Origin of the sequence: Mycolicibacterium wolinskyi str. Jessa 2025, assembly GCF_049241375.1 — a bacterium.
Lineage (GTDB): Bacteria > Actinomycetota > Actinomycetes > Mycobacteriales > Mycobacteriaceae > Mycobacterium > Mycobacterium wolinskyi.
In genome coordinates, this window is the sequence record NZ_CP185960.1 from 3,611,493 (window position 1) to 3,631,509 (window position 20,017).

Sequence of the window (20,017 nt, forward strand, 5' to 3'; positions counted from 1 at the left end):
CGCCGATCAGGCGGCTGCTGCGAAATGGTGGTTGAGCATGCCCATGGCCTCCGTCAGCGCCGAGGGCCCAATGCCAAAAGCTCTCTCCACAAGGCGCACCTCGCCCCTGATGCCGGGCTGCAGGCACCAGGGGCGAGCCTGTCCTTTGCGCAGGGCTCGCATGACTTCGAATCCCTTGATCGTGGCATAGGCCGTGGGGATCGATTTGAAACCGCGCACCGGCTTGATCAGTATCTTGAGCTTTCCGTGATCGGCCTCGATCACGTTATTGAGATACTTCACCTGCCGGTGGGCCGTCTCCCGGTCCAGCTTTCCTTCGCGCTTCAATTCGGTGATCGCTGCACCATAGCTCGGCGCTTTGTCGGTATTGAGCGTGGCAGGCTTTTCCCAGTGCTTCAGGCCTCGCAGGGCCTTGCCCAGGAACCGCTTCGCTGCCTTGGCGCTGCGGGTCGGCGACAGGTAGAAATCGATCGTGTCGCCCCGCTTGTCGACTGCCCGGTACAGGTAGGTCCACTTGCCCCGCACCTTGACGTAGGTTTCATCCAGGCGCCAGCTCGGATCAAAGCCACGCCGCCAGAACCAGCGCAGCCGCTTCTCCATCTCCGGGGCGTAGCACTGGACCCAGCGATAGATCGTCGTATGGTCGACCGAAATGCCGCGTTCCGCCAGCATTTCCTCAAGGTCGCGATAGCTGATCGGATAGCGACAATACCAGCGCACCGCCCACAGGATCACATCACCCTGGAAATGGCGCCACTTGAAATCCGTCATCGTTCCGTCCGTCCAATCTCCGCCAAGCATGCTCAAGCTTCACGATTTTTGCAACAGAGCCCGGGACACTACGTTTCGAATGTAATTGTCACCGCTGAAGCCAAACTCTAGACCTTCCTTGGCATAGCCCGAATGTCGGCGCCACTCCGAGGTCGACAGCATTCACCCCCGCCGAGGCGGATCAAAGTCGCGGCGGTTCCAGCATGTAGATATTTGCCGTAACGCTTGCATGCCCAACAGCACCTGTGCATACTAACCGTACGCACGGTCGGTACTCGGGCAATTGGTCTCGCGGACGTCCCCGACGCGCAGGCATTGATGCCCCGCGTAGCAATCAGGAGGATCCAACAATGTTCACTTCCACCCCGTTTGGTCTACGCTGCGGCTTCCTATGACATTCTCCGAATCCGGCTCCGCGACAACGGGAACCCGCGATGCCATAGGCGAGGTTGCGGATGGGGCGCGCAGGTACATTGCGTCCCACCCGTTGATGTCGTTGGGGACATTGGGCGGACAGGCCGTACTAGCGGTGCGCACTGTTCAGTGCTTGTTCACCGATGCACTCGCTCGCCGCTTCCAGTTCCGAGAGTTCATACAGCAGGCCGCATTCATGGCCTCAACAGCCTTTGTCCCAACAATATTCGTGACGATTCCGATCGGTGTAACACTGGCGATCCAGTTCAGCTTGTTGGCAGGACAAGTGGGCGCAACGTCGCTGGCGGGAGCTGCCACAGGGCTCGCAGTCATCCGCCAAGGTGCGCCACTCGTTGCAGCTGTCTTGTTGGCAGCCGCGGTAGGTTCGGCAGTCTGCGCAGACCTGGGATCCCGAACGATGCGTGAAGAGATCGACGCGATGACGGTGATGGGAGTTTCGCCGATCCACCGCCTGGTAGTTCCGCGTTTTGCGGCTGTGATCATTGTGGGAATAGCACTGACTGGCTTAACCAGCTTTGTAGGCTTCCTCGCCGGCTACACATTCAACGTCTACATGCAAAACGGCACGCCGGGATCTTTTGTCGCGACGTTCTCCTCGTTCGCAACGATCGGCGACTTGCTGTTGGCGCTCGCCAAGGCAGTGGTCTTCGGCGCCATTGTGGCGATCGTGAGTTGCCACAAAGGCTTGAGCACTCGCGGTGGGCCCGCCGGAGTCGCCAACTCGGTGAACGCAGCAGTCGTCGAGTCGATACTGCTACTGATGACTGTCAACGTGGTCATGACCCAGCTGTATATCATCGTTTTCCCCAAAGCGAGTTTCTAGCCCATGACGGCACCCACCCGGTTCCGCCCGCCAGTGACGCAGATGGTGGCAAGCTCCGCGCTCGTCGCAGGACTGGTCGTGGCAAAAGCCGGCCACATCAGCTACTTCTTCCGCAACATCCTGTTATCGATCCCCCTTGTCGTGCGCCGCTATCGAAAAGAGTTCACGCGGGTACTGGTCGATATCAGCTGGGGCAACGGCTCGATTGTGGTTGGTGGCGGGACCATAGGCGTTGCGATCGTGTTGGGCGCCACAGCGGGCGCGCTGATCAGCGTGGAGGGATTCAACGCCTTGAATCTGCTTGGGCTGGGCCCAGCCACCGGGCTGATTTCCTCGTTTGTCGGTACCCGTGAGCTGGCGCCTGTGATGATTGGGTTGGCATTCGCGACCCAGGCAGGCTGTCGATTTACCGCACAATTAGGCGCAATGCGCATCAACGAGGAGATCGATGCCCTTGACACCCTTGGCGTCAACTCAGTTGCATACCTGGTAACAACCCGAGTGGCCGCGGCTGTCACAGCCGCCGTTCCGCTGTTTCTCGTATGTCTTGCGGCGGCGTACGTTTCGGCTGAAATGGTTGCGGCGGCGGTAAGCGACCACTCTGTCGGTACCTATATGCACTACTTCAGTCTGGGTGCAAGCGGACGTGACGTCTTCTTTGCCGTGGTCAAGGCCGTGGTGTTTGTCTTCGCAGCATCCACGATGCAGTGCTACTACGGCTACTACGCGAGCGGTGGCCCAGCCGGCGTCGGTGTCGCCGCCGGGAGGGCGATGCGCGCCAGCATCACTGTCGTGATCATCGTGAACATGCTTCTCACTATGGCGCTTTGGAGCGTCGACTCTGGCGCCAGGTTCGGAGGGTAGCGTGACAAATTCCTTCGACACTGACTCCCGCGGCCCATCCAATCGGCGTCTGTTCGTCGCGGGAGTTTGCTTTCTCACCGTCATCGGTAGCGTCATCGCGTTGTGTCTCATGAAGTCTCAAGGAAGGCTCGACAACATAGTTCGTGTGACCGCTGAGCTGATGAACGTGGGCGACGGTCTTCCTGCGAAGTCAGATGTCAAGTTTCGAGGCGTACTTGTAGGCGAAGTTAGCGACGTCGAGCTTTCCGGCGTAGGACGACCGTACATTGTTCGAATCAACCTCAAACCCAATCATGCATCCAGCATCCCCGACACGGTCACGGCGCGAGTTGTTCCGTCCAACGTCTTCGCGGTTTCGTCGGTGCAATTGGTCTCGAACGGGCTGGACCTGTCTCCGCTGCGCTCTGGCTCAGTGATACGCGAGGATCACACCCTACCCACGGTTTTGTTCCAGTCTTTGTTAACCAAAGTTCGCGAATTACTCAAGTCAGTGAGCCGAGATGACAACGACAACACCATCGGTGTGCTCGCAGCTCTCAGCGGCGCGGCCGAAAGCCGCGGCAGTAGCATCCGTGCGGCGGGCAGCGACCTCCACCACATTGTTACGCAGCTGAATAATGTTGTCGGCGATAACAATGACCCCACCACCATATCGGCACTCGCGACTGCGGCCAATGCGCTACGACAAGCTGAGCCAGTTCTGAGCGACGCTCTCGACGAGGCGATCGCACCCATGCGTGCACTGACCGAAACGCGATCTCAGTTGACTAACTTGATCTCGGCAGGCACCAATACGACTACAACACTTGGTGAGGCGTTCGATAACCACACCGACCGTCTTATTGCCATTACCACCCAGTTGACCCCTGTTATCGGCACGCTCGCCGACAACTCCGATGAATTCACACCGATCGCAACCAGGATGACGAGAATGGCCGAACGCGTCGAGGCCAATTACGACACCGAAAGACACAACTACGTCATCAAGGCAATCGTCAGTCTGGCGCCTTTCCGACAATACGTCCGCGCTGATTGCCCCCGTTACGGAGAACTCGAGGGGCCAAGTTGTCAAACAGCGCCAGAGGTACCGACTGCGCCCGATCTGTTGCCGGCATTAGGATCAATGGGAATCCCACCACCGAATGGGATCACGGAGAATCGACCGAATCTTGCTCCACCGCGTGATTCGGTTCGGCACGCCGGCGACGTACCTGGCGGGATTCCTCCGAGCGCTCACCCCACCCCTGGCCCGCCAATCTCAGATCCCGGCAGTTCGCTCGCGCCCACGGAAGCATCGGCCCCAGAAACAGTGATTACGACTCCTTCTGATAAGCCCGAGGAGGCCTCGTCCGAAACGTTCGGGCTGCCACAGAATTACGAACAGGAGTACGGAGGGAGTGTCGGCCCGGTCGGCAGCGTCGCCGAGAACTCCCAGTTGAGCCAAGTAGTAGGCCGCGAGGCCGATTCGGCAGTTCAACTTCTACTCGGACCGGTGTTGCGGGGCGCGGCGGTACACATCACTCCGGACACAGGAAGGTAGAAGATTGAGCATCCGAAAGTCATCGATCGGTCTTGTCATCTTTCTGGTTTTGTGCATATCGGCCACGTGGCTCGTATCTGTGACGTTGCTGCGCCAGGTCAGCGGGCCAGTCGCTACCTATTCGGCGATATTCACGAATGTCGCCGGCCTACATCCTGGAGATGACGTTCGAGTCGCGGGTGTACGCGTCGGCCGTGTAGATGAAATCTCACTGGAGAAAGATGCCCTGGCAAAAGTAACGTTCCGCGTCCAGCGGGAGCAAACCCTTTACACCGACACCGTTGCATCCGTCACCTACCAAAATATCGTCGGACAGCGTTATATGGGCCTGTCTCCTGGCCAGGACATTAGTCGGCGCATCCTCGGTGATCACGGTCAGATACCCGTCGAGCAAACCGAGCCATCATTTGACATTACTCACCTATTGCGTGGATTTGAACCGCTCTTCGCACTGCTCGATCCGAGTCAAGTAGAAAATCTCACCAACGGAATTATTCAAGCTTTGCAAGGGGATAGTGGCTCGGTCCTTGCATTGATCACGCAGACATCCGCTCTGGCTGAGCTGTTCGCTGGCCCCGATCAGCTCCTGGGCGAGGTCATCGCCAATCTGAATAACACGATGACCATGCTGGCGAACCAAAACGCCAATCTTCAATCGATCATCACCCATACCCGCGAGTTGATGGTAGGGCTGGGGAACCGGCGCGCAGATTTGGCTGCAGCGGTCGGTTCTATCGCCACAACTGTGAACAGACTTGGGGCGATATCGGCCAGCATACAGCCAGACCTCAGCGCAATGATGACACGAGAGCCCGGCCTCTCCGCACACCTCACCGCCGACGCTCGTGAGCGGTTCTCATACTTCGGCGCAAATTTGCCAGCCATGCTTAAAGGTGTCGCTCGCTCTATGCAATCCGGTGCCTACGTCGACGTGTATGCGTGCGACATGAATATAACGATCTTCGATTTCCTCGGTCGGCTCGTCCCTCGAATCGTGCGAGCTGCGACCCCCGGCAACACCATCAAGAACACCCCGATCTGCAGGTAGGTCCAGAATGATCATCAGACGAGCACTCGGGCGCCTAAGCCTCACGCGCCCCATTGAGGACTACAACAAGATTGCCATCGGCACGGTCGCACTGGTCGTCATGGTTGCGGTAGTGGGCGCAGTTGCCTTAACGGGCGCATTGAATCTCGGCAAGACGATATATCGTGCCGAATTCGCTCAAGCAGCCTCTGTACGCGAGGACGACCCGGTAACCATCGCCGGTATCTCCGTCGGCCATGTCGATGCCCTCACGTTGGCCGGCGATCGGGTTGAGATGAGATTGTCGATCGACAAGGGCGTCTACCTGGGCAGCGATACGAAGGCGGCTATCAAACTCACTACCCTACTGGGGTCCCGCTACATCGAGTTGACTCCCGGCCGTTCGGGCAGCCTCCAAGGCCACACGATCCCTCTCTCCAATACGTCGGCGCCTTATGACCTACAGACTGCCTTAGCCGATGCCACAACGACGTTCGATCAGGTTGATGCCGATCAAATCGCCAACTCATTGACCACTGTGTCGCGCAGCCTTGACGGTCTTCCTCAAGCGTTGCCTGACGCACTGCGGAATCTGAAGTCGCTGTCCCGCATCATCTCCGATCGGCGGGGTCAGATTGGCACACTACTCTCCAGCACCGACAAGCTCGCCGCAACAATCAGGGACCAGAAAGCCAACCTGGGGATGCTCGTCCTGCAAGGTCGAGACCTGATCGGCGAGATCACGACTCGTCGCGCGGCCATTGAACGACTGTTCGAAGGCACGACTGCCTTGGCGCACACGTTATCCCGAATCCTGACGGACGAGCACGCTCTCAACGAAATGCTAGACAGTGTGCGCGACTTCACGCGAATGATCGCCGAGCATGACGCGCTGTTCCGCAATACACTGCAGGCCCTCCCGATCGCCATGCGTAACATCGCCAACGCTACGGGGAGTGGCACCGGAATCGATGGAACATTTTCATCCGGCCCACTCATCGACTCATGGATGTGCGCAATCAGCGGCCGTGCCGAACAATTCGGATTGGTCGAGTATTTCGAGGATTGCGCATGAGTAGAAGGACATTGGTCTGGCTCACTGCCGTGATTGCCGCCGCCCTCGCCGTTGCCACGACTTTGATAACCAACCGCGCTGGCACCCAACCAATCACGGTGACTGCTCATTTCGAGGACGCGATCGGGCTTTACGAAGGCAACACCGTTGCTGTGCTAGGTATGCAGGTCGGACATGTTGACCGCATCACGACGAAGGGTGATTCCGTCGAAGTCACGCTCGTGCTCGACGACGGGGTCGACATACCCGCTGATGTTCAGGCAGTCACTGTGTCCACGTCGATTCTCACAGACCGACATGTTGAACTTACGCCCCCCTATCGCGGAGGTCCGAAGCTAGGCGACGGAGACGTCATCGGCCTCGGGCGTACCCGTACTCCCGTGGAATTCGACAGGACACTTGCCATGATCGACCGGCTAGCAGTCGCCCTCCGCGGAAACGGCGAGGGCTCTGGGCCGTTGGCCGATCTGGTGAATGTCGGCGCGCAGATCGCGACGGACAACGGTGAGGATCTCAAGAGCACGCTGAGCGAACTGTCATCAGCCCTACGGCTCGAGACCGATCACGGGGCCCGCACCAAAGAGAACATTAATACGATTGCCACCAGCCTCGACATACTCACGCAATCCGCCGCAGAGAACGAGCAGACGATCCGAGAGTTCGGATCAAACGTGCACCAGCTCAGCGACATCCTGGCCGACGAAAGCCTAGGCACTGGCACGACGGGCTCCAAGATCAACCAAATTCTGATGCAAGTTGCATCGGTGCTGGAATCCAGACGTGACGGACTGAAGACGACTGCCGCCGACTCAAGGGCCATCACCCAAGCACTGGTCGACTACCAACGTGAGGTCGCAGAGTTCTTCAACCTCGCGCCAATGACACTCGACAACGTCTGGAATGCCATCGACGTCGACAATGGCGCCGTCCGACTGCACGCCCTCGCCGACAAGATTCTCTTCGACAGCCAGCTCAGCAAAGAAATGTGTAATCTCATCGGCCTCAAACAGCTCGGCTGCGCCACAGGCACACTCCGCGACTACGGACCCGATTTCGGCCTCACCGGAATGCTGGAACTCATGGCGGGAGTGGAGAAATGACGTCTCTGCTGGGCACCCACGTAACTCGCCGCTATCGCAACGTACTGTCTATCGGGCTGATCGCGGTCTTGTCCGGTTGTTCGTCCGGACTAGAAAGCCTCCCGCTGAGTTCTCCTTCAGTAGGTGGCGAGACCTACACGTTGACTGCGGTTTTCACTAATGCACTAAACTTGCCGGCTCATGCGAAGGTGAAGGTCGGTGGCGCTGACATCGGCGTGGTTGAGAAGATTCAAGCCAAGGAGTTCACCGCACAGATAACTATGCGCATACGTGAGGACGTCTCGATCTACGACGGCGCAACCGTTGAGCTTAGGTCGGCCACGCCCCTCGGCGATCTCTTCGTCGCAGTCCAGCCTCATCCGGACCAACAGTCGGCTAGCACACCGTTGGCCGACGGAGACGTCATTCCCTTGGCTGCAACATCGGCTGGTGCCACCGTCGAGGAGTTGCTCAGTTCAGCTGCTGTGCTTGTCAATGGCGGGGTGATCCGCAGCTTAACCCACATCCTCAACGGCGCCGGCTCGGCCGTCGGGGACAGTGGAACGAAGATCGCCGACCTGCTCCATCAGTCGAACAGATTGATTGCACAACTCAACGCACGCTCAGATGAGATCACAGAGGCCCTGCACCGCACATCCGAACTGGCGTCTAGCTTGTCCGCACGTCAGCACACGATCAATGCTGCGCTCGCAGCTGCAGATCCAGCGATCGCAGTGATCTCCGATAACCGCGATCAGATCGTGACTTTGATCGGTTCTGTTGCCCGCACTACGCGGCAACTATCGCGATTTCCGTCGTTACAAGGCACTGATTCCCGCAGCCTCATTGCCGACTTGAATAGGCTGAGTGACGCATTCAACGACGCAAGCATCGACCCCAACACGTCGCTGACGACCATCAATCGAATCGTCCCAAGGCTTCTCAAGTTGACCTCCGGCGCCAACCTCCATGCCGCAGGGGACGTAGAACAGATCGCACTTGGCGCTCTACCAGATATGAACTATCCAGGTGATCCGATGACGCACGGTCCGGACGGCACCGACTGGCATGCGATGATCGGTAGTTTGCGGTATCAATGGAATCTCTTGCTGAATAGAATTTACGGGCCTCAGCGATGAGCGTGCCGAATATCTTCCAGCGATGCGCCGGTGCCGCCGTCGACTCAGTGCAAGCCATACGCGCCCGTCGTACAGCGGTCGCTCTTGCGGGCCTGTTCCTCACTCTCACTGCTGCATTCGGCTACATATCGTTGGGTACGTTCGGATACAATCCGGTCCGCGCGACAGTTGGTCTGCGCATTCAGCTGTCAGAGTCAGGCGGGCTCCTCGCCAGTCAAGATGTGACACTGCGAGGCGTCCAGATTGGCAAAGTCCTTGCTGTACAAGTCGATGGCGATGGAGTGGTAGCCGAGATCGAGATCGACCCAGACCTCCAGATTCCCAAGGACGCGGCGTTCCGGGTCTCCGGCCTTTCTCCCGCCGGCGAGCAGTACCTAGACATCCGGCCCGCAAACGGTACCGGGCCGTTCCTTCGTGACGGCGACACGGTCAGCGCAACTCAGACTGACATCCCCGTGCAGTTTCATCGTCTGGTGACAGACGCTGAAGGCCTTCTTGCACAGCTTGATCCAGCGAAGCTCTCAGCAATGACGAAGGAGATGGGCGTAGGGGCGGCAGGACCGGAGAAGCTTTCGGCCATCTTCGATGGCGGAATTTTCCTCATTTCGACACTGGATTCTGTCCTCCCAGAAACCGTTCGGGTCATTCGCAATAGCCGTACGATTTTCACGATGGTGTCCGACGCCAATTCCGAGCTGCTCGAAACGGCGACGGACGTCCGTGAAATCGTAGCGGGAGCCAACCGGATGGAGGGGGGCTACCGTCAATTGGTCGGTACGGGAAGTCGGCCACTCACCGCTCTGGACGCTGTCATTGCGGACAACTCCGAAACCATGGTCCAGTTGCTCGGCAACCTGACCACCATCGCGCAGTTGTCCTATGTGAGGGTACCTGCGCTCAAAGCTCTGTTCCCGCCACTGGAGCAACGGGGTTCGGTGATCGATGCGGTAGCGTCGACTTTCCGCGATGGAGGAGTCTGGGAGATCGTCGACCCCTACCCACGCTATTCCTGCGACTACAACCTGCCGCGACGTCCCCCATCACAGGCGGACTTTCCCGAGCCGTACAGGTATACGTACTGCAATAATCCTGATCCCGCGGTACTTATTCGGGGCGCGCGCAATGCGCCGCGGCCTCCCGGCGACGACACTGATCGGCCACCGCCAGGCCACGATCCCCTCGCAACCACCGACCCAGCACCCGTGGGGCCCAACACTATCCCGACACCCTATGGGGGGCCGCCCAAGAACCTGGCGCCACCGCCGAAGTAAAACGCATAGGAGGCACGATGTTCAGCCGGACCAGAACCAAGGATGTGTTCGATCAGATCAACGGGAGCAACGACTGTGACGAGAATGAGCATAGTTCCGGCGACAAGGACGTCGATCAATCACCCGAGAACCACGATGCAGGTGAGGTGACAGGCGTTGATCCCACGGACGATCCCGATGATCAACACCAATCTGTCGACCTAGACGACCCTGCTACCGAGAGTCGGCTTGGTCGGGGTTCCCGGACGACCCTCATCGGCGCCGTGTTGCTAGTGGCGCTGCTCCTCGCAGTGGGCACGGCGGCTTTCTTTGGGTGGCAGGTCAAACGCCAACACGATCTAGTCGCGACGGGTCGTGAAGCACTCGCAGTTGCCAATGATTATGGGGTTACCCTGACGAGTATCGACAGCGCCAAGGTCGATGAGAACTACGCGAAGGTACTCCAGGGTGCAACTGGCGAGTTCAAGGATCTTTACACCCAGTCGGCTGCCCAACTTCGGCAGTTGCTTATCGACAACAAAGCTGTAAGCCACGGCGTGGTCGTGGATTCAGCGGTCAAGTCAGTCACCCCTGACAAGGTGGAAGTGCTCCTCTTCATAGATCAATCAATAAGCAATGCAGTCAACCCAGAGCCGCGGATCGACCGTAGCCGGGTTACGATCGTTCTCGAACGCATCGATAACCGCTGGCTCGCAAGTAAAGTGGATATCAAGTAGCGCAATGGGTACAACTGGCTTACGGATCGCGCTCGCTATTGCATGCGTCACTGCGGTTGCCGGCGCATCATCAGCTCACGCCGACACCCTGTGCAACGCGGTGTTCGGAGGCCAATGGGAAGCGCAGGACGACAACTGTACGACCTTCATTCGTTCGCAACGGGAAGCTGTCCTCGCTCTGAAAGTTGTGGTTCCACAAGACCTGGTCGGCCATCCGCACATGGGGCCACCAATCGTAGAGTATTTGCGTGATCGCGTCTTGTCCTGGCGCACAGCGGGTTCGAGCATGGTTCGTGCTAGCGATGTCTCAATAGACTACAGCGCGCACTCCCATCGAGCTCTGAGGTCCGTCGTATTTCGCGAGACTCAGCAGACCGTAGGCAACAACGCAAACAATGCTGTCAGGAGTTTCGTTTTTGACCTCGGCACCGGCAATCAACTATCGCTTGCCGACCTGTTCAAGCCCGGAATCGACCCGCTCACGGCCTTACCGCCCCTGGCCCGGCCGTTTCTCGAAGAATCGCTCGCCACGGCACGGCCGCCACACGTTGTCGGCGCATACCCTTTCATCGTCGACCGGTTCGAACCGCAGGTTGATGGCTCAGGCTACTCAGAGAATTACCGAGCATTTGCGTTGACATCGAGTGAACTGATTCTTTTCATGCCTGATCGACCGATGTCGCGCGAGAACCCGATGCCACACAACCAGTTGGTGTGGTCGATGGACGGCGGGGCCGTTCAAACCCATATCCCTCTCGAGGCACTCTCGTCGATCCTCCGCCAAGATTTGACGATCTGAATCTCGACGGAGGAAGTTTCGGCAGCGTGGCGTGGAGTTTTTCCCAGAGGCCTTCATACCGTCCTCGGGAAGGTGCGCCCACTTTCACGCCCCCATCCCGAGGCTCATCCACAGGTTCTGATCATTGCTCTGGAAGTGGGACTCTAAGTCTTTGGGCGCCTTGGTCACTCGGGAGCCGACGATGAACAACAGCCCCAGCTCATCGAGGGCTGTGAGGTTCGCCGCGGAGAGCATCCCGGCATCAGCAGCCACCACCAGCGGTGTGCCGGCGAGGCCGTGGCGTTGACGGCGCTCGCTGAAATTCCCCAGTAACGCTCATTGAAATTCCCCACCTGTGTGGCACCGCCAATGAGGGCGGGTCTCCCTTGATGCTGATGGTCTCTGACCACGCATCTGCTATCAAAGGAGACCCGCTTTCTCATGCTGACATGGGAGGAAGATGTGGAAGTACATGCCCTGCGCAAACGAGGCTGGACGATCTCGGCGATCGCCAGGCATACCAAGCGTGACCGCAAGACCGTCCGGGCGTATCTGAACGGCACCAGCACCCCTGGAGTGCGCAAACGCTCCGCGGTGGACGCGTTCGAGGTGTTCGTCGCTTACATCACCGCACGTTTGCTCGACGATCCGCACCTCTGGGTGCGCACGCTGTGCGATGAACTCGAAGAGCTCGGGTACACGATGTCGTATCAGACGGTGACCCGCCAGATCCGCGACCGCAAGCTGCGCCCGGTGTGCCAGGCCTGCCTGACCGCGACCGAGCGACCTAACGCCGTCATCGAACATCCGCCCGGTGAAGAGACACAATGGGATTGGCTGGATCTACCGAACCCACCGGCGGCGTGAGCAATGATCAGAACCTGTGGATGAGCCTCGGTGAGGGGGCGTGAAAGTGGGCGCACCTTCCCGAGGATGATCTGAATATCCGAAGGTCCGATCATGAGCCGGCGTTGGCGCGCTGGTTCGGGAAGGTACGCCCATGCTCACCGTAGTTCACGATGCCATCGAGGCCAACGAAAGCACTGGCGGTGCTGGTCGGTCGTTGTTGGACGAGATCGTCCGCGACGGCGCCCGTCAGATGCTGGCCGCCGCGTTGAAGGCTGAGGTCGCCGCCTACGTGGCCCAGTTCGCCGATCAGCTCGATGAGAAGGGGCATCGGCTGGTGGTCCGCAACGGCTATCACCAGGCCCGCGAGGTGCTGACGGCAGCCGGGGCAGTTGAGGTGAAAGCACCGCGAGTCAACGACAAACGCGTCGACCCCGACACCGGTGAGCGGAAACGGTTTTCCTCGGCGATCCTGCCGGCCTGGGCACGCAAGTCACCGCAGATGAGCGAAGTGCTGCCGCTGCTGTACCTGCACGGGCTGTCCACCAGCGACTTCACCCCCGCTCTGGAGCAGTTCCTGGGCTCGGGTGCCGGGCTCTCGGCCACCACGATCACCCGGCTGACCAGCCAGTGGCAGGACGAGGCCCGCGCGTTCGCCGCCCGGGACCTGTCGGGCACCGATTACGTCTACCTGTGGGTCGACGGCATCCACCTCAAGGTCCGCCTGGACCAGGAAAAGCTGTGTCTGCTGGTGATGCTCGGCGTGCGCGCGGACGGCCGCAAAGAGCTCGTGGCGATCACCGACGGCTACCGGGAATCGACCGAGTCGTGGGCTGATCTGCTGCGCGACTGTAAACGACGCGGCATGACCGCACCCGTGCTCGCCGTCGGCGATGGCGCACTCGGCTTCTGGAAAGCGGTACGCGAGGTGTTCCCGGCCACCAAAGAACAGCGGTGCTGGTTTCATAAGCAAGCCAATGTGCTTGCCGCCCTGCCGAAATCAGCGCACGCGTCGGCGTTGTCGGCGCTCAAGGAGATCTACAACGCCGAGGATATCGACAAGGCCCAGGTCGCGGTCAAGGCCTTCACGGTCGACTTCGGGGCCAAGTACCCCAAGGCGGTCGCCAAGATCACCGACGATCTGGACACCCTACTGGAGTTCTACCACTATCCCGCCGAGCACTGGATCCACCTACGCACGACAAATCCGATCGAAAGCACCTTTGCCACAGTACGTTTGAGAACCAAGGTCACCAAGGGGCCGGGATCACGTGCGGCTGGTCTGGCCATGGCCTACAAGCTCATCGACGCCGCCGCGGCCCGCTGGCGTGCCGTCAACGCACCACACCTGGTCGCCCTGGTCCGCGCCGGCGCGGTCTTCCACAAGGGCAAACTGCTCGAACGCCCCACCGAAATCACCCCACCGACACCGCCCTCAGACGGCGATCAGCAAGCCGGAACGGAGGTCGCCTGAAACACGCCGATCCACAGGTATTGACAATTCCTCCGGCGGCGTGGGGATGGGGGTCGATGGCGCACTTGTTCGTCGGCACCCTGGCGTGCTCGGGCAAGTGGCGCGGCGTGCTGGCCCCGGAGATGACCCAGCCCAGGGTCATCGAGGGCCTGGACCGGGTCTGCCGCGGCTTGGGCGGGGTGAGCCGGGTGTGGCGTTTTGATCGGATGGCCACGGTCTGTCACCCGGAGTCGGGGAAGGTGACGGCCAGCTTCGCCGGGGTGGCCAAGCATTACGGGGTGTCGGTCGCGATCTGCCCACCGCGGCGAGGCAACCGCAAAGGCGCGGTGGAGAAGTCCAATCACACTGCCGCCCAACGCTGGTGGCGGACACTGCCAGACGATGTGACTGTTGAGCAGGCGCAGGAAAGTCTCGACAAGTTCTGCCGGCTGCGCGGTGACACCCGGTTGCGGCCCACCGCCGACGGGAAAGCCACTGTGGCGACCGTGGCCGGCAGCGAGGGCTTGCATCCGATGCCGGCGCGAGCCTATCCGGCGATCATGTCCTGCGAGCGGGTGGTATCGCGGCAGGCGTTGATCTCCTATCGCGGCAACCGGTACTCGGTGCCCCCAGAGCTCGCCTCGGCGCGGGTGAACATCACCGAGGTCCTCGGCGCCGGCGTCATCGATGTGGTCACCGCTTCGGGGATCACCATCGCCCGGCACCGTCTGGCCGCCGATGGGACCGGGGCGATGGTGCGCGATCACGGCCACGTCTACGCCTTGGAGCAGGCCGCGATGGCGGGGGCGAAAACCGGACGGCCGCATCGCCGCAAGGAACGTATCCCACCAGGACCCGAGGCTCTTGCCGCGGCCGCGGTACTGCGTATCGACCGCGCAGACCCCACCACCACCATCAGCTCTGAGGCCCAATCACCTCCCAGCACAACACAGTCCGATACCGAACCTGCGGCTCTCTACGATCTTTCGGTTTACGAGCGCGCCGCCCACGGAAGGAACACCCTGTCATGACCACACGCACCACAACCGGATCTGGCGACCGTTTACCCCCTCCGAATACCGCGGAATCGGCGAGCCTATACCAACGTCTGCGTGGGCATCTGGCAGTGCTGAAACTGCACGATGCGGCCGAGGCGTTGCCCTCGGTGCTGGATCAGGCATCGGCAGAGGACCTGTCGATGACCGCCGCCCTGGACCGGCTGCTCTCGATCGAAGTGCAGGCCACCGAAGCGCGACGTCTGGCGGGTCGACTGCGCTTTGCCTGCCTGCCCACCCCTGCCTCGCTGGAGGATTTCGATTACGACGCCGCCGTCGGCGTTGATCGCAAGGTCATCGATGAGCTGGCCACCGGTCGCTACCTCGAGACCGCAACGAACGTGTTGCTGATCGGCCCGCCGGGGGTCGGCAAGACCCATCTGTCGGTCGGATTGGCAAGGGCTGCAGCGTATGCCGGGTATCGCACCTATTTCACCACTGCTGCCGACCTCGCTGCCCGGTGTCATCGCGCCGCGATCGAAGGTAGATGGGCGACCACGATGCGGTTCTACGCTGGTCCTACGTTGCTGGTGATTGACGAACTGGGCTATCTGCCGCTGCCCGGCGAGGCGGCAGCAGCGTTGTTTCAGGTCGTCTCCCAACGCTATATGAAAACGTCAATCGTGATGACCACCAATCGAGGCGTCGGATCATGGGGTGAGGTGCTCGGCGATAACACCGTCGCGGCAGCGATGCTCGATCGCCTCTTGCATCGTTCCGTCGTGCTCAACCTCGACGGTGATTCCTACCGCCTACGCGACCACAACGCCCGAGCAGAAAAACTGCGTAGAACGACCACCGGAACCCGACAACCGCTACAGTGAGGACCGCTCATAGGTGGGGATTTTCGCCGAGCACAACTGGGGAGTTTCCCTGAGCCTCGTCAGCGTTCGACGAAGCCGGCGATAATCGGCACCAGAGTGGTCGTCTCGGCGGTACTTCCCTCGAAACAACCGATCTCCAAAGGGAAACCACTGCGATCCACCAGCGGTCCGACCACAATTTGAGGGTCGACCCGCCGTTCTTTGCTGAACCCCACCTTGCGCAGCTCATCCTCCGATTCAGCCTCGATATACAAGGTCGTAACGTCATAGAGCAACAGGGACAGCCCACCGCAATCACGGGAGTAGTCAAAGCACTTCGGGTCAAGTCCCGGGAAGTGGTGTAGTGCTGCGTGATCCGGTGTGTTAAGCGGTGAGTGCGGGCATGTCGTCGGCTCCTATTTCGGGGTTGTCGTTGGTGATGGTGGTTAGGCGGCAGCGGGCCAGGATGTCGAGGCCGAGGTAGCGGCGGCCTTCGGCCCATTCATCGTTCTGTTCGGCCAAGACGGCGCCGACGAGGCGGACGATGGCGTCGCGGTTGGGGAAGATGCCGACCGCATCGGTGCGGCGGCGGATCTCTTTGTTGAGTCGTTCGGCGGGGTTGTTGGACCAGATCTGGGTCCAGATGTCTTTGGGGAATGCGGTGAAGGCAAGGATGTCTTCGCGTGCAGCGGCCAGGTGGTCGGCCACGGCGGGCAGTTTGTCGGTGACGTAGTCGATGAGCCGGTCGAACTGCGCGGCCACCGCGGGTGCGTCCGGTTGGTCATAGACGCTGTGCAGCATGGCTTTGACCGCTGGCCACATGGAGAAATTGTCAATACCTGTGGATCGGGTTGTTCAGGCGACCTCCGTTCCGGGTTGTTCGGCGCCGTCGGTGGGCGGCTGTGTTGGGGTGATCTCGGTGGGGCGTTCGAGCAGCTTTCCCTTGTGGAAGACCGCGCCGGCGCGGACCAAAGCGACCAGGTGTGGGGCGTTGACGGCGCGCCAGCGGGCCGCGGCGGCGTCGATGAGCTTGTAGGCCATAGCCAGTCCGGCCGCGCGTGATCCCGGGCCTTTGGTGACCTTGGTGCGCAAACGCACTGTGGCGAAGGTGCTTTCGATCGGATTCGTGGTGCGTAGGTGAATCCAATGTTCGGCCGGGTAGTGGTAGAACTCCAGCAGGGTGTCCAGATCGTCGGTGATCTTGGCGACCGCTTTAGGATACTTGGCCCCGAAGTCGACCTCGAAGGCTTTGACCGCGAGCTGGGCCTTGTCGATATCCTCGGCGTTGTAGATCTCCTTGATCGCCGCCAACGCCGACGGGTGCGCTGATTTCGGCAGCGCGGCAAGAACATTAGCCTGCTTATGAAACCAGCACCGCTGCTCTTTGGTGGCCGGGAACACCTCACGCACCGCGTTCCAGAACCCGAGTGCGCCATCGCCGACCGCGAGCACCGGGGCGGTCATGCCGCGTCGCTTGCAGTCGCGCAGCAGATCAGCCCACGACTCGGTCGATTCGCGGTAGCCGTCGGTGATCGCCACCAGTTCTTTGCGGCCGTCAGCGCGCACACCCAGCTTCACCAGCAAGCACAGCTTTTCCTGGTCCAGGCGGACCTTGAGGTGGATGCCGTCCACCCACAGGTAGACGTAATCGGTGCCCGACAGGTCCCGGGCGGCGAACGCGCGGGCCTCATCTTGCCACCGGCGTGCTCCTCGACATCGATGGTGTGTTCACCGCCGAGGCGGTCATCGAAGCGGTCATAGACGGTCGCGCGGAGATAGGCCTGCTCGGAACGGCGACTCCACCGTATCTGCGTGGCTTGCCTGAGGTTCCGCTACAGGCGCAACCGTTCATCGTGGTTTCCCCTCCCGATATCCCGTTGGGCGACAATGGATCATCCGTGCACTGGAACGATTTCCAAGGGCAACGGATGGTGGTTTCCCGTGGCGAGAGCATGATGCGCGACCTCGTAGAACAGATTCGCAACAGCGTCGTCGACGTGGACATTGCGGTGCAGGTGGCTCACCGAACATCCATATTGCCAATGGTTCTCGCGGGCCTAGGTCATGCCGTGTTGCCGGACGCGTGGGCACCGCTGGCCACCGGAATGGGCGCGACAGTTCGTGAACTACTACCCCGAACCTCACTCCAAATCTCGATCGTGCATCGTGACGCGGGATTGACTGCGGCCGCGGCCGCATTCGTCAAGGACGCCGTGGAGTTTTCTGCCTCGCCCTACGAGTCATGAGATAGACGGCGCCTATAGCCCGCATCGGAAACCGGTCTTGGACCGCCTCCATCACGGTGAGCTTAAATCGAGGTATTCAACCGCATCAACCGATGGAGACACATGGGCACCACCACTTTTCGTATCGCCGCCATCCCCGGTGATGGAGTCGGAACCGAGGTTGTTGAGGCCGGCCGGCGTGTTCTCGACGCGATCGCTGATCGCCCGGACAGCGGGTTCTTCTTCGAGTGGACCGAGTTTGCTTGGGGTTCTGAATACTATCGGCAGCACGGTCGCATGATGGACGACGACGGTCTTGTACAACTCAAGGATTTCGACGCCATTTACTTCGGCGCCGTCGGGTGGCCGTCGTTGCCCGATCACGTCACGCTGTGGGGGTTGCGCCTGGCAATCTGTCAAGGATTTGATCAATGGGCCAATGTCCGGCCGGTGACCTTCTACGAAGGTGTGCAGACGCCGCTGCGCAATGCCGAGGGTCGTGACCTCGACTGGGTTGTGGTGCGCGAGAACTCCGAAGGTGAGTACTCGGGTATCGGTGGCAGGAACTTCGCTCCTCGCGCCGAGCTGGGCGAAGTCGCGGTGCAGTCCTCGGTTTTCACCGAACGAGGATGCGACCGAATCATCAGATTCGCGTTCGATCTGGCGCGGTCGCGTCCTCGGAAGAAGCTCTCCAGTGTGACCAAGAGCAATGCCCAGCAGTATGGAATGGTTCTGTGGGACGAAGTCTTCCGTCGGGTTGCGGCTGAGTACCCCGATGTCGAGACGGAGAGCGTCCTCGTCGACGCCATGGCGGCCAAGTTTGTACTTCGGCCGGAGGATCTATCGGTTGTTGTCGCCTCCAATCTCAATGCTGACATCTTGTCTGATCTTGGCAGCGCGATGGCAGGCAGCCTTGGACTTGCGGCGAGCGCCAACTTCAACCCGGAGAAGCGATTCCCCAGCATGTACGAGCCGGTGCACGGGTCGGCGCCTGACATTGCCGGTCTTGGTGTGTGTAATCCCATCGGAGCTATCGCAAGCGCGGCAATGATGCTGGACGACTTCGGGTTACACGACGAAGCGCAATCCGTCCGACAGGCGATCGAGAGCTCGATCGCCAGCGGAGTCCGTACCCGCGATATCGGCGGTTCTGCGAAGACTGTTGAAGTGGTTGACGCGATCATCGACGCACTTCCGCGCTGACCGTTCCATCCTGCAGAATTTCTGTCTGAGAGACAAACACTCCGAGTACCTGAGCGAGTTTGATCGACATCAGAGTCTCATCAACCAATGTCTCGCCTACATCGAACGTCACGCATCGGATCTCGGTCGTGATCATCGGGACTCCCGGATGATCTGCTGGTTGTTTAGCCAGCCGTCGAGGGCTGCGGCGGTCGCCGTCTCTGCCTCGGCGCCGAACACTGCATTCGCGGCCGCCAGAACAGCTATGCGCGCGAGGCTGGGATTACCGGATCGGTTCACCAATTGTGGCCGATGGTCAATGATGACGGTGGCCATCCGGACTGTTTCGACGTAGGTGACGATGTGCAGGTCGACAGTTGAGATGCTGGCCCATCGCCCCCGTAATGCGATACCGGTGGCTGCGCTATCGCCGAGACCGTCGCTGCGTCGGAATCGGCGCTGCCGCAGCACTATCCGTGACGCATCATTGATCGCCAGCTCAACAATGTCGGAGGTGTTGCGCTTGGCCAGGGCACGGTGCGCCCTAGAAGCTTGGGCAACAGCTGGATGGTGTTTCAGTGACATCTGGTCGTCCCATCGCTGGGCGGAAGGGCCGATCCAGTAGCCGTGGCGATGACAGACGGTGAGGTGGTCGGGCAGCCAGCAGTGAATGGGCTCTGGCACCCCTCGCCTGGCTGAGCAGAACCGGCAGATTGGTCGGGCACGTGCCCGCTGGCGGGTGAGATCACGTTCATCGACAGTCAGGCCCCGCAATCGGCCGCAGAGGACGTGTCGTGGGTAGCCGCTGAGTCGGGCGAGGCGGTCTGGGTCAACGTAGTGGCCTTCGCGTGCGGCGTAGTCGCGCAGACTTTGGGGTGAGAGTCGGTTGGCGTGGGCGAGTCGGGTGGTGAAGGAGTGCACGGTCTCATCGCGAA

Annotated in this window: 17 protein-coding genes and 5 pseudogenes; 16 read left to right on the forward strand and 6 right to left on the reverse strand. The window is 60.4% G+C overall.

Annotation, left to right across the window (positions count from 1 at the left end):
- Nucleotides 1-6 precede the first annotated feature (6 nt).
- The gene (locus ACOI2T_RS17870) at nucleotides 7-771 is read right to left on the reverse strand and encodes an IS6-like element IS6100 family transposase (protein ID WP_001389365.1); all 765 of its coding nucleotides are present in this window, start codon (nucleotides 769-771) and stop codon (nucleotides 7-9) included.
- A 391-nt stretch (nucleotides 772-1,162) separates the two neighbouring features.
- On the opposite strand from ACOI2T_RS17870, the gene ACOI2T_RS17875 reads away from it, so the two are divergent.
- From ACOI2T_RS17875 to ACOI2T_RS17920, 10 genes are all read left to right on the forward strand, one after another.
- Nucleotides 1,163-2,029, forward strand: a complete 867-nt coding sequence (locus ACOI2T_RS17875) for an MlaE family ABC transporter permease (RefSeq protein ID WP_064895169.1) — start codon at nucleotides 1,163-1,165, stop codon at nucleotides 2,027-2,029.
- A 3-nt stretch (nucleotides 2,030-2,032) separates the two neighbouring features.
- Nucleotides 2,033-2,893, forward strand: a complete 861-nt coding sequence (locus ACOI2T_RS17880) for an ABC transporter permease (protein ID WP_064895167.1) — start codon at nucleotides 2,033-2,035, stop codon at nucleotides 2,891-2,893.
- Nucleotides 2,894-3,038: 145 nt separating this feature from the next.
- On the forward strand, nucleotides 3,039-4,433 hold the full coding sequence (locus ACOI2T_RS17885; RefSeq protein WP_234788453.1) for an MlaD family protein: 1,395 nt from the start codon (nucleotides 3,039-3,041) through the stop codon (nucleotides 4,431-4,433).
- A gap of 4 nt (nucleotides 4,434-4,437) precedes the next feature.
- Nucleotides 4,438-5,481 (forward strand): MCE family protein, encoded by a 1,044-nt coding sequence (locus ACOI2T_RS17890; protein WP_064895165.1) that lies wholly within the window; start codon nucleotides 4,438-4,440, stop codon nucleotides 5,479-5,481.
- Between the two features lie 7 nt (nucleotides 5,482-5,488).
- The gene (locus ACOI2T_RS17895; protein ID WP_064895163.1) at nucleotides 5,489-6,535 is read left to right on the forward strand and encodes an MCE family protein; all 1,047 of its coding nucleotides are present in this window, start codon (nucleotides 5,489-5,491) and stop codon (nucleotides 6,533-6,535) included.
- A complete protein-coding gene (locus ACOI2T_RS17900) occupies nucleotides 6,532-7,635 on the forward strand; it encodes an MCE family protein (protein ID WP_064895162.1) in 1,104 nt (367 codons plus the stop codon). Before ACOI2T_RS17895 ends, ACOI2T_RS17900 begins: the two co-directional genes overlap by 4 nt.
- Nucleotides 7,632-8,753: an MCE family protein gene (locus ACOI2T_RS17905; protein ID WP_064895159.1), complete on the forward strand. Its 1,122-nt coding sequence runs from the start codon at nucleotides 7,632-7,634 to the stop codon at nucleotides 8,751-8,753. Before ACOI2T_RS17900 ends, ACOI2T_RS17905 begins: the two co-directional genes overlap by 4 nt.
- A complete protein-coding gene (locus ACOI2T_RS17910; protein WP_081281629.1) occupies nucleotides 8,750-10,024 on the forward strand; it encodes an MlaD family protein in 1,275 nt (424 codons plus the stop codon). Before ACOI2T_RS17905 ends, ACOI2T_RS17910 begins: the two co-directional genes overlap by 4 nt.
- A gap of 17 nt (nucleotides 10,025-10,041) precedes the next feature.
- Nucleotides 10,042-10,740 carry an Rv1363c family protein gene (locus tag ACOI2T_RS17915; protein WP_064895156.1) on the forward strand — a complete coding sequence of 233 codons (699 nt, stop codon included), beginning with the start codon at nucleotides 10,042-10,044 and terminating at the stop codon, nucleotides 10,738-10,740.
- 4 nt (nucleotides 10,741-10,744) lie between these two features.
- Nucleotides 10,745-11,539, forward strand: a complete 795-nt coding sequence (locus tag ACOI2T_RS17920) for an RsiV family protein (RefSeq protein ID WP_064895154.1) — start codon at nucleotides 10,745-10,747, stop codon at nucleotides 11,537-11,539.
- Between the two features lie 84 nt (nucleotides 11,540-11,623).
- Here the strand turns inward: ACOI2T_RS17920 and ACOI2T_RS17925 are convergent, their stop codons facing one another.
- Nucleotides 11,624-11,791 (reverse strand): hypothetical protein, encoded by a 168-nt coding sequence (locus ACOI2T_RS17925; protein ID WP_165608724.1) that lies wholly within the window; start codon nucleotides 11,789-11,791, stop codon nucleotides 11,624-11,626.
- Nucleotides 11,792-11,959: 168 nt separating this feature from the next.
- On the opposite strand from ACOI2T_RS17925, the pseudogene ACOI2T_RS17930 reads away from it, so the two are divergent.
- From ACOI2T_RS17930 to istB, 4 genes and pseudogenes are all read left to right on the forward strand, one after another.
- Nucleotides 11,960-12,382, forward strand: a pseudogene (locus ACOI2T_RS17930) (IS21 family transposase); the annotation flags it as partial.
- Between the two features lie 136 nt (nucleotides 12,383-12,518).
- Nucleotides 12,519-13,838 (forward strand): IS256 family transposase, encoded by a 1,320-nt coding sequence (locus ACOI2T_RS17935; RefSeq protein WP_064961518.1) that lies wholly within the window; start codon nucleotides 12,519-12,521, stop codon nucleotides 13,836-13,838.
- Nucleotides 13,839-13,867: 29 nt separating this feature from the next.
- Nucleotides 13,868-14,848, forward strand: a pseudogene (locus ACOI2T_RS17940) (Mu transposase domain-containing protein); the annotation flags it as partial.
- Nucleotides 14,845-15,696, forward strand: a complete 852-nt coding sequence (gene istB, locus ACOI2T_RS17945; protein WP_064899591.1) for an IS21-like element helper ATPase IstB — start codon at nucleotides 14,845-14,847, stop codon at nucleotides 15,694-15,696. The pseudogene ACOI2T_RS17940 and the gene istB, both read left to right, overlap by 4 nt.
- 62 nt (nucleotides 15,697-15,758) lie before the next feature.
- On the opposite strand, the pseudogene ACOI2T_RS17950 reads toward istB, so the two are convergent.
- The 3 pseudogenes from ACOI2T_RS17950 to ACOI2T_RS17960 all read right to left on the reverse strand — a co-directional run.
- Nucleotides 15,759-16,013, reverse strand: a pseudogene (locus ACOI2T_RS17950) (IS1634 family transposase); the annotation flags it as partial.
- A 46-nt stretch (nucleotides 16,014-16,059) separates the two neighbouring features.
- Nucleotides 16,060-16,515: pseudogene (locus tag ACOI2T_RS17955) on the reverse strand (transposase); the annotation flags it as partial.
- A 15-nt stretch (nucleotides 16,516-16,530) separates the two neighbouring features.
- Nucleotides 16,531-17,376, reverse strand: a pseudogene (locus tag ACOI2T_RS17960) (IS256 family transposase); the annotation flags it as partial.
- 2 nt (nucleotides 17,377-17,378) lie between these two features.
- Here ACOI2T_RS17960 and ACOI2T_RS17965 point away from each other — a divergent pair.
- Both ACOI2T_RS17965 and ACOI2T_RS17970 read left to right on the forward strand, forming a co-directional pair.
- Nucleotides 17,379-17,921: a LysR substrate-binding domain-containing protein gene (locus ACOI2T_RS17965; protein ID WP_409506032.1), complete on the forward strand. Its 543-nt coding sequence runs from the start codon at nucleotides 17,379-17,381 to the stop codon at nucleotides 17,919-17,921.
- A 102-nt stretch (nucleotides 17,922-18,023) separates the two neighbouring features.
- Nucleotides 18,024-19,103, forward strand: coding sequence for a tartrate dehydrogenase (locus ACOI2T_RS17970; RefSeq protein WP_409506033.1), 1,080 nt, complete (start codon nucleotides 18,024-18,026; stop codon nucleotides 19,101-19,103).
- Between the two features lie 132 nt (nucleotides 19,104-19,235).
- On the opposite strand, the gene ACOI2T_RS36420 is transcribed toward ACOI2T_RS17970, so the two are convergent.
- Nucleotides 19,236-19,766, reverse strand: coding sequence for a hypothetical protein (locus ACOI2T_RS36420; protein ID WP_479681028.1), 531 nt, complete (start codon nucleotides 19,764-19,766; stop codon nucleotides 19,236-19,238).
- Between the last annotated feature and the right edge of the window lie 251 nt (nucleotides 19,767-20,017).